The sequence below is a fragment of the Pseudoalteromonas sp. SK18 genome (genome assembly GCF_001974855.1).
In the GTDB taxonomy this organism is placed as follows: domain Bacteria; phylum Pseudomonadota; class Gammaproteobacteria; order Enterobacterales; family Alteromonadaceae; genus Pseudoalteromonas.
The window spans coordinates 56,356-72,588 of the sequence record NZ_MTQB01000004.1; the positions used below are offsets into that span (position 1 = coordinate 56,356).

Here is a 16,233-nt window from a genome sequence, read left to right on the forward strand (position 1 = left end):
AGATTTTCCTCCGTCAGTAGCAAGAGTCGTAAAATTGAGCAATACTGTTGTTAGGCCAATGGTTTTTATATTGTCCATTTGTTTAAAAGGAGTTTGTTAATGGTTAAATTTTACCGGCGACCCTTTTTATTTTTTATTCAAAATTAATGACTTAAATGAAAGGAAGCACCACGTTATACTGCGCTGGTAAATTTAATATAGGTATTTACAATGAATTTTTTACAAAATCTGACGATAAAACGCCGTTTGCAACTAAACGCCCTTGTTGTAGGCTTAGCAATGATTGTCATGCTATGCATCATCATTTATGAAGCACGTATTATGCTTAAATTAAATGAAACAATTCAGTACGCTGAAGAGCTAGATATACACGAGCTTTCGATGCGCAAATATGAGAAAGATTTTTTATTTTATAAAGATGAAAGTAGCTTAGATTTATTCACTAAAGAATATAAACAACTGCAGCTTAAATTAGAAAAGCTAACTATTTTATCAACAGACTTAAATATTGCCACGGCCCAGGTAAGCCAATTCTCGGCGCTTGCAAAACAATACTACGATGATTTTCAGGTTGTTGTAAAACTGCAACGTAAGATAGGCTTACACCCCAAAGATGCACTTTACGGCGAGCTTCGTGAAGCTGTTCACAGTATTGAAACGTTACTCAATGAGCAAAATAATTATCAGCTACTTACTACTATGTTGCAGCTACGCCGTGCTGAAAAAGATTTTATGTTGCGCTTGGATACAAAATACCTAGACCGATTTAATAAACTAGCAGTGGAGTTAAAACAGCAAGTAAGCGCCGCCGATTTACCCAATCAGACCCGTAGTCAATTAGCATCGTTAATGAGTAATTACCAAGGTAAATTTACCGCGTTAGTAGAGGCACAGGTAGCACTGGGTGTCGATTTAAATTCGGGCGCCTTGGGTAAAATGAGGATAAGTGTTAAAAAGAGTGATGAAGTGGTTTCTTACATTACAGCTGCCACTAAAGAGCAAGTAAGTGAAACAGCCAATCAAGCACAGCTATTGGCAATAGTGATTTTTGTGATTGCCAGTGTGATTGTTATGGCGCTTGTGTACTTAACTAGTCGTTCAATTATTCAGCCTATTGAAAGGGTGTATCAAGCAATAGATGAAATTAGGCGCAATAACGATTTAAGTTTATTTATAGAGCATAAAGGAAAAGATGAAGTAACCAGAATGACCATAGACTTTAATAGTTTAATTGGTGACTTCAAAAAACTAATTTATGAAGTAAATACCGCATTGAAAACGTTAAACATTGCGACTGAAGATTTATCTAACACAACGGCAGCAACTAGCTCAGGAATGCAAGAGCAGTTACATGAAGCCGACATGGTAGCCACCGCTGCGACAGAGATGCAGGCGACAATTCAAGATATTTCACATAATACTGAAGCTGCGGCTAAAAAGGCAGAGTCGACTAACGAGAGTGCCTTACAAGGTCAGGTTGAGGTTGAGTCAACCATTAAGCACATTAATGCGTTGTCTGATTCTTTGGTAAATGCTTCAGGTGTGGTGTCACAGCTTGAAAAAGATGGTGAAACTATTGGCTCAGTGCTTGATGTAATTCGTGCTATTGCTGAACAAACTAATTTACTGGCTTTAAATGCGGCTATTGAAGCGGCGAGAGCCGGTGAGCAAGGTCGCGGCTTTGCGGTTGTTGCCGATGAAGTACGTTCACTAGCCCAGCGTACGCAAGAGTCGACTAGCGAAATAGAAGGTATTATTAATACCTTGCAACAGCGCACTCAAGAGGTAGTAAGTATTATGCATCAATGTCGAGCTCAAGGTGGCGAAAGTGCAACACAAGCAACTAAAGCGGGTGAGCTGCTAGGATCTATTACACTTGATGTGCAAACAATTATGGAAATGAGTACACAAATTGCTGTGGCGATTGATGAGCAAAGCCAAGTTGCATCAGAAGTGAATAAAAATGTAGTGCGAATTCGTGATATCGCTCAAAGCGCGTCAGAACATTCGGCTAATAACGCACAAACCAGTGAAGAGGTTTCAGCGCAAGCACGCGTGCTACATAGTGCGATAGATAAATATAAAGTTTAAGCTTTGCTATACAACCAATAAAGTTTAAGGAATAAACTTTATTGGTACGCTGTCTTTGTTATTTTCATGTTGTTTAACACGTTCTAAATAAGTGTCCCACAACTTAGTATGTTCGGCTTGTAATCTAGCCAAATATTGCCAGCTAAACAACCCGCTGTTATGCCCGTCGTCAAACTCTAAACGCAACGCATAATGTCCTACGGGTGTAATGCTTTTAATGCCCACTGTTTGTTTATTAAGTACTAACTTCATAGGCTCAGAGCCATGGCCTTGCACCTCGGCTGAGGGAGAGTGAACCCGTAAAAACTCAGTACTGAAGGTTGCCTCTGAATGATCATCAAAGAACACATCTAAATTTTTACTCACACTATGATAGTGCACTTTAGTTACTTGTTTCATCGTCATCTCACTTACAAAAAAGCCTCCATGCTGGAGGCTTTTAGTATACATTAAACGGCTGTTAAAGAATAAAGCGGCTTAAGTCTTCATCTTCAACCAGTGCACCTAAGTGTTTTTCAACATAGGCGGCGTCAATAACAAGGCTTGAACCGGCTTTTTCAGAAGCATCATATGAAATTTCTTCCATTAGCCTTTCCATAACGGTATGTAAACGACGCGCACCGATGTTTTCGGTTTTCTCATTAACCTGCCATGCTGCTTTAGCAATACGCTCAATTGCATCGTCGCTAAATTTAATAGCGACTTGCTCTGTTTTGAGTAGCTCGCGTTGTTGCTCCGTAAGTGACGCGTGTGGCTCAGTTAAAATGCGTTTAAAGTCATCGGCTGTGAGTGCTTCAAGTTCAACACGAATAGGTAAGCGGCCTTGTAACTCCGGGATCATGTCTGATGGTTTAGACATTTGGAATGCACCTGAGGCAATAAATAACATGTGATCAGTTTTAACCATGCCATGCTTAGTGTTAACTGTAGAGCCTTCAATAAGCGGTAGTAAATCACGCTGCACACCTTCACGGCTTACATCTGGGCCTGAGGCTTCGCCGCGCTTACAGATTTTGTCGATTTCGTCAATAAACACAATGCCGTTTTGCTCTACCGCAAAAATTGCCTGCTCTTTTAATTCTTCAGGATTAACTAATTTACCGGCTTCTTCTTCGGTAAGTAATTTAAACGCTTCTTTAATTTTAAGCTTACGTTTAGTTCGTTTATCACCACCCATATTTTGAAACATGCCCTGTAACTGGTTGGTCATTTCTTCCATACCAGGAGGAGCCATAATTTCAACATTCGGTTGAGCTTGCGCTAAATCAATATCAATTTCTTTGTCATCTAGCTGGCCTTCGCGTAATTTTTTACGAAACGATTGGCGTGTCGATGAGCTTTCATCGCGCTGAACTTCACCATACTGATCTTTCACTGGAGGCAGTAATACATCTAAAATGCGCTCTTCAGCCGCTTCTTCTGCACGGTGTTTAAACTTTTTGGTTTGTTGTTCACGGGTCATTTTGATTGAAACGTCGACTAAATCACGAATGATAGTTTCAACTTCTTTGCCTACATAACCCACTTCGGTAAATTTAGTGGCTTCCACTTTAATAAAGGGGGCATTAGCTAGTTTTGCTAAACGACGCGCAATTTCCGTTTTACCTACGCCTGTAGGGCCAATCATTAAAATATTCTTTGGTGTTACTTCGGCACGTAAATCTTCGTTTAACTGCATACGGCGCCAGCGATTACGAAGGGCAATAGCAACCGCTTTTTTTGCTTTTGCTTGACCAATAATATGCTGGTCAAGCTCATGAACAATTTCTCTTGGGGTCATATCAGACATGGCGGGTTCCTATTACAATTCTTCGATAGTTTGGAAGTTATTCGTAAATACACAGATGTTGCCAGCAATTGTTAGGCTTTTCTCTACAATTTCACGAGCACTTAAGTCGGTGTTTTCTAATAAGGCGGTTGCAGCAGATTGTGCAAAATTTCCGCCGCTGCCAATCGCGATCAGGTCGTTTTCAGGTTGTACGACGTCACCGTTACCAGTGATGATCAGTGAGGCTGTTTCATCAGCAACAGCGAGTAGGGCTTCAAGTTTACGTAAGGCACGATCACTACGCCAATCTTTAGCCATTTCTACGGCCGCTTTAGTGAGGTTACCTTGGTGCATTTCTAGTTTGCTTTCAAAACGTTCGAATAGGGTAAAAGCATCAGCAGTACCGCCAGCAAACCCAGCGATTACTTTGCCATTATAAAGGCGTCGAACTTTTCGGGCGTTGCCCTTCATTACTGTGTTACCAAGAGATACTTGGCCGTCACCACCAATAACAACTTTGTTGTCACGGCGTACACTTACGATTGTAGTCATGTTATTCCTCATCATCGCGCTGCAAGGGGCAGCGCGTAAAAAACGATTATGAAGAGGTTATATGGGTGAATGGTTTAAATTCAAGTCCAGCCCCAAATTCCGCAGCCAACGATATTAATTCGTTTCAGTTTGTTCTTATCACTTTCTGCTTGGCGCTTGGTTTCATAAGGTCCTAAACGAACTTTATACCAAATACCATTGGTACCTGTGGTTTTTTTGATCTCTGAAATTAGCCCTGCAAAGGCTATTTTAGCCTTTAAGGTTTCTGCTTGTTGATGCGTTTTAAATGAGCCACATTGCATAACATACGGGCCTTTTTGTTCAAGTTCTTTTACTTCAACTTGAATTTCATGTTCTTTAATTTCTTTAATAAATTTAGGTGGCCGCGGTTTAGCTATTTCTACTTGCTTTTCAGGTGTTGGATTTGCCTGTTTTTCAACAAGATCAGGATCGGCATTATTTTTAACAAACCAGAGTCCATATGCGAAACCACCGACGAGCAATAGTGCAATTAGGGTTAATAACAGCGGAAAGGGTTTTTTAGCCGGTTCTTGTTTGGTGTTTTTTCTATTTTTTGGTTTTTTATTAATATAATCGTGCTGTGCCATGGTGTTATGTGTGGCCTTACCTAAATCATGTCTGTAGGGTCTACGTCTAAACTCCAGCGAACTTTTTGAGCAAGTTTGCTGGTGCTGAGATAATCAACCATTTGTGCAAGATACGGGTGTAAAATGCGTCGATCTTGCGCTTGAATATGTAATTGAAAACGATACATCCCTGCAATTTTCTCTAAAGGCGCAGGGATTGGTCCAAGCAATTGTATACCAGATACCCCATTGACAGGAACCAAATCCGTTAGAAAGTCGACGACTTGCTTAATGTTATGTCCTTGTGCACGAACTATCGCCATACTGGTGATGGGCGGCAATTGCGCGTCACTGCGCTCAGTAAGTGCAAAGCGGGCAAAATCTTGATAGCCATTATTAACTAAATCCTGTAATAACGGATGCTCAGGAAAGTGAGTTTGTAATAATACCTCACCGGGCTCACCGGAACGCCCTGCTCGCCCAGCAACCTGAGTCACTAATTGCGCAAGGTGTTCTGTTGCCCTAAAGTCACACGAATATAAACCACTATCTACATCTAAAATAAGCACTAAGCTTACATCCGCAAAGTGGTGGCCTTTGGCTAGCATTTGCGTACCGACTAAAATGCGTGCGCCACCTTGGTTTATTTCATCCAATGCTTTTTCAAGACTGCCTTTACGTCTCGTTGAGTCGCGGTCTATTCGGCTAATCGGGATGTCTTTAAATTCAGTACTCAAAAATTCTTCTATCTGTTCGGTGCCTTTACCGTTAGGAAATATTTGTGTACTCCCACAATCAGGGCATTGATGCGGTACTTTATATTGGTCACCACAGTGATGGCAAATCATCTGACCGATGGCTTTATGAAAGGTTGCACTTGTGCTGCAGCGATTACATTCACTTAACCAACCACACTCATGACATATTAAAGTGGGTGAAAATCCACGACGGTTTAAAAACACCATCACCTGCTTTCCTTTATTCAGGTGTTGACGCATTATCGCCAGGCTCGCATGGGCAATACCAGCTTGATCGGGCTGACCTTTCATGTCGAGAAGCTTAAATTGATTATCGGTGGCGGTTTGTGCTCGCTCACTCAATGTGAGTAATTGGTATTTGTTATTAATTGCTTTGTGCAGCGTTTCTAATGCGGGAGTCGCACTGCCTAAAATAAGCGGAATGTTATGCTGATAAGCACGATACGCTGCTAAATCGCGTGCATGATAGCGTAAAGTATCTTGTTGTTTAAATGAAGCATCATGTTCTTCATCAACCACAATCATCCCGAGTTTTAAAAAGGGCAGAAAAATACTCGAACGAGTACCTATAACGATGGCACAACTGCCTTTTTCACAAAACCGCCATGTTTGCAGGCGCTCGTTATCGGTGAGAGCCGAATGCCATAACATAATTGGCGTATCGGGGAAGCGACGTCTAAAACGATTAACGGTTTGTGGGGTTAAACCTATCTCGGGAACCAGCACTAACGCTTGCTCACCACGCTTTAAAACCTCTTCAAGACACTGTAGATAAACTTCTGTTTTACCACTACCCGTGACACCTTCAAGTAAAAAGCTATTAAAACCTGTACTTTGATTTATAGCCGTGCAGGCAATGGCTTGTTCTTTATTTAAACGAGGCTTACTACCCACGGTGGGCGAGGCATGTTGCCATTGATTGTCATGTTCAATGGTTTGCACTATCAACTCTTTTGCTAATAGACTATCAATAGTTTTTTTATTAAACCCGAGTGCTTTTAGTTCCGTTAATGATGACTTACCCGATGCAGATAATTGCTTAAGCAAGTTTAGCTGTGTTTTAGCTTTTAAAGACGGTAAAAGCGCCCCTTTATCGGTTAACTTCAGCATATTTATACTGGTTTTATCAGGGCATTCACCTTGGCGCAGTGCACTCGGTAGTGCAATATGAATAGTTTCACCCAGTGGATAACAATAATAACGTGCAGTAAACTTCAGCAGCTCCAAATGTTGCGCAGATAACACCGGCGAGTCGTCAATAACTTCAATAATAGATTTGATTTTGCCTTCGGGAACTTCTGTATCGGCTTTTAAGCTAAGGATAACCGCTACTTTTCGTTGATTACCAAAAGGGACGAGTACGCGCATGCCTGGCTGTAATTGAGTCGGCGGTAGTAATTGCTCATCCACTTTATAATCAAAGGTGCGAGGTAAGGGGACTTTTATTGCAACTTCAGCAAAACGCATAACAACTCAACTAAGAAACCGAATGGCTTAATGTACTAAAAATAGTATTAAAAGCCCACCAACAAATCCATAATGGCTAGCCGTTTGCCGACTTTTTAGCAAAAAGAATAATTAAAGCTTGTGTGCGTGCGGGTTGTTGGATAAAATTCGCGACCAATAAATTTGTTTTAACGACGTATGGTGCCAGACTTCGGGTTTGGAGAGCGATGCGGCCTTAACTAGAGGTTCCTATGAAAGAAGGTATTCACCCTAAGTACGAAGTAATTTCTGCAACTTGTTCATGCGGAAACAAATTCGAAACTCGTTCTACTTTGTGTAAAGACATTCACTTAGACGTATGTTCTGCGTGTCACCCGTTTTACACTGGTAAGCAAAAGATTTTAGACACTGGCGGCCGTGTTGATCGCTTCAACAAGCGCTTCGGTGCACTTAGCAGCAAAAAATAATTTTTTGTTTCTATGTAAAAAAAGCACCTTAGGGTGCTTTTTTTGTGCCTAAAATTCACTTATCCCTCCATTTTTATAACAGTTTTGTATTTATTATTTTTGCATAACTATTTCCTGTTCTTATTCTGAATATGCATAAACATTTACAGACAAAATAGCCAATACTCTCTATATTTTTATTTGTTACATTTTAAATATGCTACTTAAACGTAGGTAACGTGAAGTTATTTGTATTTAAAATTAAATAAAGTTCGATATTTCTCTATTTTAATTTGAGACTGAAAAATACGCTTCATCAAAATTGATTAAGGGCAGAAATTACCTGTAATTTTAATTTTTATGACGAATTAATATTTTAAAATTGTCAGGATAATCTAGGGAAGTTGCTGATAAATCACTTAAAATTAACAGTTCTAGCATATAACAGGATAGACCTGATATTGCTTGGAATTTAAAAATAATAAAGGTATCGTAGAATAAAACTACCTCTCACTTTAACTTAAATTGCAGGATATAATCGCGTTATGTCAGATTTTCGTGAACAAGCACTACATTACCATGCCCATCCCGTTCCAGGTAAAATCAGTATTGAGCTGACTAAGCCCGCTGAGACGGTTAAAGACCTCGCGCTCGCATACAGCCCAGGTGTTGCAGAACCTGTTCGTGAAATTGCCGCTGATCCAGCAAATGCTTACAAGTATACTGGTAAAGGAAATATGGTTGCGGTTATTACTAACGGCACCGCAATTTTAGGCTTAGGGAATTTAGGCCCACTTGCCTCAAAACCAGTAATGGAAGGCAAAGCATTATTATTTAAACGTTTTGCAGGACTAGACTCAATTGACATTGAAGTTAAGCATCGCACAACCGAAGACTTTATCAACACGGTTGCGAATATTGCAGACACGTTTGGTGGTATCAATTTAGAAGATATTAAAGCACCAGAATGTTTTGAAATAGAAAAAGCACTGATAGAGCGTTGCAGCATTCCTGTGTTTCATGATGATCAACATGGTACGGCAATTGTTACGGCTGCGGGTATGCTAAATGCATTAGAAGTACAAGGCAAAGCAATTGAAGATGCGATTATCGTATGTTTAGGTGCTGGTGCTGCAGCCGTTGCCTGTATGGAGCTTTTAATTAAGTGTGGCGCCTTACGTGAACATATTTATATGTTAGACCGTAAAGGGGTTATTCATACACGTCGTGATGACTTAAATGAATATAAGCAATTATTTGCAAACAATACGGATAAACGTACTTTACAAGATGTAATTGAAGATGCCGATGTGTTTGTTGGTGTATCAGGCCCAAATTTATTAGCCGCCGATGATTTAAAATTAATGGCTGACCGCCCAGTTGTATTTGCATGTTCAAACCCCGATCCTGAAATTGATCCGCAATTAGCACATGCTGCACGCAACGATCTTATTATGGCGACCGGCCGCTCTGATTATCCGAACCAAGTTAACAACGTACTTTGTTTTCCATTTATTTTCCGTGGTGCACTAGATGTACGCGCAAGTGAAATAAACGATGAAATGAAAATAGCTGCTGTAGAGGCAATTCGCAGTATTGCTAAAGAGCCAGTACCTGCTGAAGTACTGACTGCTGCAGGTATCGATAAATTAGAGTTTGGTGCTAAATATATTATACCAAAACCTATGGATCCGCGCTTATTGCCTCGTATCGCCAAAGCGGTTGCTCAAGCTGCAGTTGATTCGGGTGTGGCACAAATTGATATGCCAGAGAACTACATGGCGTAATTTTAAGTGTGAATTAACGCAAAAAAACCTCAGCATTTGCTGAGGTTTTTTTTATAACACAGATAAAGAAATTTAGTCTTCATTTAAAATAGGCACTTCTAGTCCCATTTCTTGCATTATTTTTTTCACCTCTTCAGGTACTTTTTCTGCATTGTCTTTACGTAGATCATCATCATTAGGCAGCGGTTGCCCTGTAAACGCATGCAAAAATGCTTCGCATAAAAGCTCACTATTTGTTGCATGGCGCAAGTTGTTTATTTGACGACGAGTACGTTCATCAGTTAATACCTTTAATACATTTAGCGGGATCGAAACGGTGATCTTTTTTACTTGTTCGGATTTTTTCCCGTGTTCTGCATATGGGTGAATATATTCACCATTCCATTTAGCCATAAGATGTATCGTTGCCTCAGATTATAAATTGCTCACACAGCATCAAAGCGTGTAAATATGCGTGAAATTCTATCGGTTTAAAAAAGATAGTCAAATACTAGTTATTTAGCTATCTAGACATTTAAATGTTTTGACATCTTAAACTGCATGCGCTACCTTTTAGACGTCTAAACATCCAAAATGGTAAAGGTGGCGAAAATGAGTGAAAAAAATAAGGCAACAATTGCTGTTCGTAGTGGAATAGAAGCCGACAAACAGCATGGTGCGGTTGTTCCACCGCTTTATTTATCAACAACTTACTCATTTGCTGACTTTGATACCAAGCGTCAATATGATTATGGCCGCAGTGGTAATCCTAATCGTGACATTTTGGCTGAGGCCCTCACCGAGCTTGAAGGTGGCGCTAAAGGCATTATTACTGCCACAGGCATGGCGGCAGTTCACTTAACCACTCAGTTATTAAATAGTGACGATACGTTAGTGATCCCTCACGATTGTTATGGTGGCAGTTATCGTTTATTTACTTCACTAGAAAAGCGCGGCTTGTTGAAACTTGAAGTGGTCGATTTCACTAAAAGCGAAAGCTTATCGCATATTCTTGCTATTAAACCTAAGCTGATCTGGATTGAAACACCGAGTAATCCAATTTTACGCTTAACTGATATTAAAGCAGTTACCGATATTGCTAAGCAGTGTGGTGCACTCGTTGCTGCCGATAACACATTTTTATCGCCGGCTTTGCAAAACCCGATTAAATTTGGTGCCGATATTGTGGTTCACTCAACCACTAAATATATCAATGGTCATTCAGATGTTGTTGGTGGTGCGGTTATTGCAGCTAGCGCTGAGCTTGGTGAAGAACTGGCCTGGTGGGCAAATAATATTGGCATTACTGGGGCGCCATTTGATAGCTATTTAACACTTAGAGGCTTACGTACGTTAAATGTGCGTTTGAGACAACACCAAGAAAACGCATTCGCTATTGCACAGTATTTAGAAAGCTCCCCGTTTGTTGAGCAGGTTTACTACCCAGGTCTTGAATCACACCCGCAACATGCGCTTGCTAAGGCGCAGCAGCTTGGCTTCGGTGCTATGGTCAGTTTTGATATAAAAGGCGATATAAACGATGCGGCCGCGTTTTTAACGCGCTTAAATGAGTTTAGTTTAGCGGAATCATTAGGTGGAGTGGAAAGTTTGATTTGTCACCCTGCAACTATGACCCATGCAGGCATGGAAGCGACTGCACGTGCAGAAGCTGGAGTAGGCGACACGCTTATTCGTATTTCGGTGGGTATTGAAGATGTAAAAGACTTACTTACTGATTTAGACAGAGTATTTAATTTAGTACGCCCTGGACAAGCAGATAACGCGCTAGCTGCAAAAAAGGGTGCTAGTGAGTCATTTGGTTCAGCAAAATTAAACGCGGCGCATCCGGCGTTATGGTAGTACCTACCAATTTTGAAAATATAAAAAAACATGAAGTCGAGTGGGTATTAACATGGTAAATCAGGTTCATAAATTTGGTGGTTCGAGTTTAAGCTCAGCGGATCGCTTTAAAAGTGTCGCAAATATTATTTTAACTCATGCTCAAGCAGGAGATTGTGTGGTGGTATCGGCTGCCGGGAAAACCACCGATACCTTGGTTAAATTGTGGCAAAGCTATCAACAGCAAGATCCCCAAGCGATTGCTGATATAATTTTGTTATTAAGTAATCACCAATCTGTGCTTATTGAGCAATTGCTTATATCCAGTGCCAAGCATGAAGCTCTCGGTATACTTGCCACTGAGCTAAGCACGATTACCCAGCAGACCAAGCAAGGTACTTTAGCTGAAGCTTGGCTATTAGCCCATGGCGAATTATGGTCTGCAAGGCTATTAAGTGCTTACTTAGAGCAGCTTAACGTTAGTGCTTGCGCTCATGACGCTAGGCAGTTATTTACTATAGACGCAGGCCAGTTGCAGCATGCTAATAATCAGCAGCAGTGCTTAAAAGCCATAGATACGAGTAAAATTAATGTCGTTACAGGGTTTATTGCGGCTAATTTACTACATGAAACCGTGACCCTGGGACGAAACGGCAGTGATTACAGTGCTACTTTATTAGCGCGATATTGCAATGCTAAAAAAGTGTCTATTTGGACTGACACTCAAGGTGTTTTTAGTACTGATCCACGTAAGGTAGCTAATGCGGTTAAGTATGCGCGGGTGTGCCGCGAACAAGCCAATTTATTAGCGAGACTAGGGAACCCTGTATTACATGCTAAGACATTATCGCCATTAAAAGGGACCGACATAGAGTTAATTGTTCGCAGCAGCTACGATCTGCAAGGCAGTCACACTGAAATAGTTAAACCCGGAATGAGTAAAAAAAAGCGTTTTTTAACTACGATTAATAATGTGGATTTACTCACTGTTGATGATTTGAGTGAAGGCGAGGTAGCGCATGCTAGTCAGCTTATTCAGCATAGTTTACATCACTTTGAACAAGCGGGCGAAATCTACTTGGTAGTCCCAGCGTCGACGACATATCAGCTGGTTAATTATTTTGCTGGCCGAGCCAACATTAGCGAGTCTAACTTAAATGGGGTTGCAATTATTGCATCAGAGCAAGATATAGCGACGCTCGGTAAGCAAAGTGCCGCTTTACTTCAAGGGCAATCAATCCAACCTCGTTTTACTCATTTTGGTGAAGATTATACGTTATTACTAACCGATCAAGTGCTTGAGAGTGATGTGCTGAGTTTGTTGCATGATAAATTGATTAATAAAGCGCAAGAAATAGCTTTAATTATTGCAGGACTCGGTAATGTAGGTGCTGAATTTATGCGCCAACTACCAGCTCAACTAGCTCGTTTATCATCTGATTTTAACGTTAAGTTAGTGGCATTACTGCGCTCAGAGCAGATGCTGGTTAATGCCAATGGGTTAGACTGTGAAAACTGGCAGCAACAATGGGAAAACCATGCCAGCCCCTATCAGCAAGCTGATTTATTGTCATACATTGATACGCTTGAGTATGAACATAAGGTAGTGATTGATATCACCGCCAGTGAATGTTTTAGCAACCTTTATAGCAAATTTGTGGAATTAAATTGTCACTTAATTAGTGCCAATAAATACGCAGGCACTGCCCCGCTGAGCTGCTATCAAACATTACGTGAAAATTTGGCGCAGCGAGGCTTACACTGGCGTTATAATGCCAGTGTGGGAGCCGGATTACCGATTAATTTTGCATTAGCCGATTTACAAAACAGTGGTGATAAAATAACGCGTATAGAAGGCGTGTTTTCTGGTACGTTGTCGTGGCTGTGCAGTAGTTACGATGGCAGCAAGGCATTTTCAGATTTGGTGCTTGAAGCACAAGCTTTAGGGTTTACCGAGCCTGATCCGCGAGAAGATTTATCTGGGCGAGATATGCAACGCAAGTTGCTTATTTTGGCGCGTGAGTTAGGTATTGAATTAGAACTTAATGATATTTCGTTATCGGCGTTAATGCCCGATGAACTAAGTAAAGGCAGTTGGAGTGACTTCCTTGATAACAAGGCAAGCTTAGATGCGTTTATTCAGCAGCATGCACAAGCGGCTCAGCAACAAAATGCATCCCTGTGTTACACCGGACTATTAGAGTTTAAAAACAATAAGCTAGACGCTAAGGTCGGGATTGCTTATGTACCAAAAAGCGAAGCAGTTGCTAATTTAACACCTGGCGATAATATTTTTGTGATTAATACTCAGTGGTATAATCAAAACGCATTAGTTATCCAAGGCCCCGGCGCGGGTAAAGAAGTAACAGCTGCAGGTGTTCATTCAGATTTATATTGGCTAGTAAAAAATATTAGTTAGACCATCAAAAAGGCCGCTAATCAGCGGCCTTTTAAGCATAAGTAGCATTTAAAAGAGATCTTCTTCGGTTTTAGTACTTTCTTCAAATACATCATTTGGCTGTGATAGCACATACTTTGTAGGTGCCGTGCCTTTCTCAAAGTATTCAAAGCGGCTGGTATAATCATTTTTATGACTTAATAGCCCCGTTTCTAGGTCGATACGAATTGAAACTAACCCTTCAGGGGGTTCAATTGGCGCAGCGGGTTTACCATCAAGTGCGACTCTCATAAAATCAACCCATGCAGGCTGAGCTGTTTTAGCACCTGACTCTGCACCTGATATTTGGCCACTTGCTAAATTATTATTATAGGTTGAACGTCCCAGTGTATTTCCTGGATTATCAAAACCAACCCAAACAGAGGTCATCACATCGCGATTAAAGCCGCTAAACCAAGTATCTACAGAATCATTGGTGGTGCCTGTTTTACCCGAAAGGTCACGACGTTTTAGTGCTTGTGCACGCCAACCTGTTCCACTCCAACCTGTTTTATGAGACCAGCTACCACCCCCCCAAATTGCGCTGTTCATAGCACTGGCAATTAAAAACGCATTTTGTTTGGATATAATTTGCGGCGCGCAATTTGGTACTACTTGCTCATTGAGTACTGATGCTTTAGGTGCAGGTGTTTCATCATCACAAATTATAGTCGGGTTAGTTTTAAATAAGGTATTGCCCATGGCATCTTGAATTTGTGAAATAAAGTATGGCTCAATTAGGTGACCGCCATTAGCAAAAGCACTCATACCACGAGCTAACTCTAGTGGGGTGATGGATGCACTGCCTAATGCCAGCGATTCACTGCGATTTATATCTTCATCTGCAAAGCCAAATTTAAGTAAATGATCGGCTGTACGTTGTAAACCAACACCACGTAATAAACGTACCGAAATCACATTTTTTGATTGTGCTAACGCACGGCGAATACGAATAGGGCCATTATAAATGGCGGGGCTATTTTTAGGACGCCATGCAACGCCTTGGCTTTTATCCCATTGATTTATAGGAGCATCATTTAAAATTGACGCTAAGGTGTAACCTTTTTCAAGTGCGGCAGAGTATATGAATGGTTTTATGTTAGAACCCACTTGGCGCTTAGCTTGCACAGCACGGTTATACTGACTTTGCTCAAAACTATAGCCACCCACAATAGCTTTAATGCGTCCGTCTAGAGGATCCAAAGACACTATGGCACTAGCCGCTTCGGGGATTTGGCTCAAAATATAGCTGTTATCGTCATTTTTACGCAGCCATATTTGCATGCCTGGCGATAATATATCGCTTGCTGTTTTAGGGGCAAAGCTTTGGCGATAGCGGGTAATAAACTTACGTGCCCACTTCAGATTATCCCAAGTTAATGTTGTACGTTCGCCGCTTTTGAGTATTACTTCAGCGCTTTTGTCGTATACATTTAAAACTGCAGCAGTTTTTAAAGGGCCTAGTTCATTCACTTCTTTTAATATGTTTAATAGCTTAGGCTCAGAAGGTGCAGGCTCTGTTTGTGGATCCCATAAAATGGCTTCAGGCCCTCTAAATCCATGACGCATATCATAGGCATGTAAATTATTGACTAACGCTGTTTGTGCCGCCTGTTGAACATGTGATTCAACAGAAGTAAATACTTTGTATCCCGAGTTATAGGCTTTATCTATTCCGTAGCGCGACACCATTTCAGCACGTACCATTTCTGAAATATACGGCGCATACAAATCAATTTCAGCACCATGGAAATACGCGGTAATAGGTTGGTTTATTGCTTCGTTATATTGTGCTTTAGAAATATATTTTTCGTCTAGCATTCGTCCCAATACCACATTTCTTCTGGCTTTGGCTCGCTCTGGATTACGAATCGGGTTAAGTGCTGAAGGCGCTTTTGGTAAACCTGCAATCATTGCCATTTGTGCAAGAGTTAACTCTTTTAGTTCTTTACCATAATAAACTTGAGCGGCTGCACCAATACCAAAAGCTCGATTACCTAACTCTATTTTATTTAAATAGAGCTCAAAGATCTCATCTTTTGAAAGTAAGTTTTCGATATGGATGGCAATAAATATTTCTTTTACCTTACGAATGTAGGCTTTTTCTCGTGTTAAGAAAAAGTTACGAGCCAGCTGCATCGTAATTGTACTGGCACCTTGCTTCTTTTCACCGGTAGAAATAAGTACCAGCGCTGAGCGAACAATACCAATTGGATCAATACCAATGTGGTCATAAAAGCGATTATCTTCAGTTGCTAAGAAAGCGTGTAACAAAGGCTCAGGAATTTGGTCTATAGTTACAGGGATTCGTCTTTTTTCACCAAATTGGTTGATTAAAAGCCCATCTTTGGTAAATACTTGCATAGGCGTTTGTAATTGCACGTTTTTTAAAACCTGCACGCTGGGAATATCGGATTTAACGTAGTAATAAAGGCTGAGCAATGTAATTAGTGCAAGTAATGCACAAATGATCAAAAATTGTAAAGTTCTTTTTAATAAAATCACTGATATTTCCCTAAACGGACTCCCAATTACAGGTTGAG

12 protein-coding genes are annotated in these 16,233 nt (G+C 40.7%); 5 read left to right on the top strand and 7 right to left on the bottom strand.

What is annotated here, in order from left to right; translation table 11 throughout:
- The first annotated feature begins 210 nt into the window (after positions 1-210).
- Positions 211-2,091: a methyl-accepting chemotaxis protein gene (locus BW139_RS04625; RefSeq protein WP_076918859.1), complete on the top strand. Its 1,881-nt coding sequence runs from the start codon at positions 211-213 to the stop codon at positions 2,089-2,091.
- A gap of 24 nt (positions 2,092-2,115) precedes the next feature.
- Here BW139_RS04625 and BW139_RS04630 read toward each other — a convergent pair whose 3' ends face one another.
- The 5 genes from BW139_RS04630 to priA form a co-directional block, all read right to left on the bottom strand.
- Positions 2,116-2,490 (bottom strand): gamma-butyrobetaine hydroxylase-like domain-containing protein, encoded by a 375-nt coding sequence (locus BW139_RS04630; RefSeq protein ID WP_008465764.1) that lies wholly within the window; start codon positions 2,488-2,490, stop codon positions 2,116-2,118.
- 61 nt (positions 2,491-2,551) lie between these two features.
- Positions 2,552-3,880 carry an HslU--HslV peptidase ATPase subunit gene (gene hslU, locus BW139_RS04635; RefSeq protein WP_083708645.1) on the bottom strand — a complete coding sequence of 443 codons (1,329 nt, stop codon included), beginning with the start codon at positions 3,878-3,880 and terminating at the stop codon, positions 2,552-2,554.
- 12 nt (positions 3,881-3,892) lie between these two features.
- A complete protein-coding gene (hslV, locus tag BW139_RS18250; RefSeq protein WP_008465768.1) occupies positions 3,893-4,411 on the bottom strand; it encodes an ATP-dependent protease subunit HslV in 519 nt (172 codons plus the stop codon).
- A gap of 80 nt (positions 4,412-4,491) precedes the next feature.
- Entirely contained in the window at positions 4,492-5,019 is a 528-nt protein-coding gene (locus BW139_RS04640) for an SPOR domain-containing protein (RefSeq protein ID WP_008465769.1), read from the bottom strand.
- 20 nt (positions 5,020-5,039) lie between these two features.
- Positions 5,040-7,223 carry a primosomal protein N' gene (gene priA / locus BW139_RS04645; protein ID WP_076918860.1) on the bottom strand — a complete coding sequence of 728 codons (2,184 nt, stop codon included), beginning with the start codon at positions 7,221-7,223 and terminating at the stop codon, positions 5,040-5,042.
- A gap of 230 nt (positions 7,224-7,453) precedes the next feature.
- Here priA and rpmE point away from each other — a divergent pair, with 230 nt between their 5' ends.
- Positions 7,454-7,669: a 50S ribosomal protein L31 gene (rpmE, locus tag BW139_RS04650; RefSeq protein WP_008115018.1), complete on the top strand. Its 216-nt coding sequence runs from the start codon at positions 7,454-7,456 to the stop codon at positions 7,667-7,669.
- Positions 7,670-8,193: 524 nt separating this feature from the next.
- Positions 8,194-9,435, top strand: coding sequence for a malic enzyme-like NAD(P)-binding protein (locus tag BW139_RS04655; RefSeq protein ID WP_008465773.1), 1,242 nt, complete (start codon positions 8,194-8,196; stop codon positions 9,433-9,435).
- A gap of 72 nt (positions 9,436-9,507) precedes the next feature.
- Here the strand turns inward: BW139_RS04655 and metJ are convergent, their stop codons facing one another.
- Positions 9,508-9,828, bottom strand: a complete 321-nt coding sequence (gene metJ, locus BW139_RS04660) for a met regulon transcriptional regulator MetJ (RefSeq protein WP_008115021.1) — start codon at positions 9,826-9,828, stop codon at positions 9,508-9,510.
- Positions 9,829-10,026: 198 nt separating this feature from the next.
- On the opposite strand from metJ, the gene metB reads away from it, so the two are divergent.
- The gene (gene metB / locus BW139_RS04665; protein WP_076918861.1) at positions 10,027-11,274 is read left to right on the top strand and encodes a cystathionine gamma-synthase; all 1,248 of its coding nucleotides are present in this window, start codon (positions 10,027-10,029) and stop codon (positions 11,272-11,274) included.
- Between the two features lie 52 nt (positions 11,275-11,326).
- The gene (gene metL, locus BW139_RS04670; RefSeq protein WP_076918862.1) at positions 11,327-13,672 is read left to right on the top strand and encodes a bifunctional aspartate kinase/homoserine dehydrogenase II; all 2,346 of its coding nucleotides are present in this window, start codon (positions 11,327-11,329) and stop codon (positions 13,670-13,672) included.
- Positions 13,673-13,720: 48 nt separating this feature from the next.
- Here metL and BW139_RS04675 read toward each other — a convergent pair whose 3' ends face one another.
- The gene (locus tag BW139_RS04675; RefSeq protein WP_076918863.1) at positions 13,721-16,195 is read right to left on the bottom strand and encodes a penicillin-binding protein 1A; all 2,475 of its coding nucleotides are present in this window, start codon (positions 16,193-16,195) and stop codon (positions 13,721-13,723) included.
- Between the last annotated feature and the right edge of the window lie 38 nt (positions 16,196-16,233).

Bases quoted from the DNA above. Each gene is read 5' to 3' on its own strand.
- BW139_RS04625 (WP_076918859.1), top strand. From the start codon at position 211: ATGAATTTTTTACAAAATCTGACGATAAAACGCCGTTTGCAACTAAAC.
- BW139_RS04630 (WP_008465764.1), bottom strand. From the start codon at position 2,490: ATGAAACAAGTAACTAAAGTGCACTATCATAGTGTGAGTAAAAATTTA.
- hslU (WP_083708645.1), bottom strand. From the start codon at position 3,880: ATGTCTGATATGACCCCAAGAGAAATTGTTCATGAGCTTGACCAGCAT.
- hslV (WP_008465768.1), bottom strand. From the start codon at position 4,411: ATGACTACAATCGTAAGTGTACGCCGTGACAACAAAGTTGTTATTGGT.
- BW139_RS04640 (WP_008465769.1), bottom strand. From the start codon at position 5,019: ATGGCACAGCACGATTATATTAATAAAAAACCAAAAAATAGAAAAAAC.
- priA (WP_076918860.1), bottom strand. From the start codon at position 7,223: ATGCGTTTTGCTGAAGTTGCAATAAAAGTCCCCTTACCTCGCACCTTT.
- rpmE (WP_008115018.1), top strand. From the start codon at position 7,454: ATGAAAGAAGGTATTCACCCTAAGTACGAAGTAATTTCTGCAACTTGT.
- BW139_RS04655 (WP_008465773.1), top strand. From the start codon at position 8,194: ATGTCAGATTTTCGTGAACAAGCACTACATTACCATGCCCATCCCGTT.
- metJ (WP_008115021.1), bottom strand. From the start codon at position 9,828: ATGGCTAAATGGAATGGTGAATATATTCACCCATATGCAGAACACGGG.
- metB (WP_076918861.1), top strand. From the start codon at position 10,027: ATGAGTGAAAAAAATAAGGCAACAATTGCTGTTCGTAGTGGAATAGAA.
- metL (WP_076918862.1), top strand. From the start codon at position 11,327: ATGGTAAATCAGGTTCATAAATTTGGTGGTTCGAGTTTAAGCTCAGCG.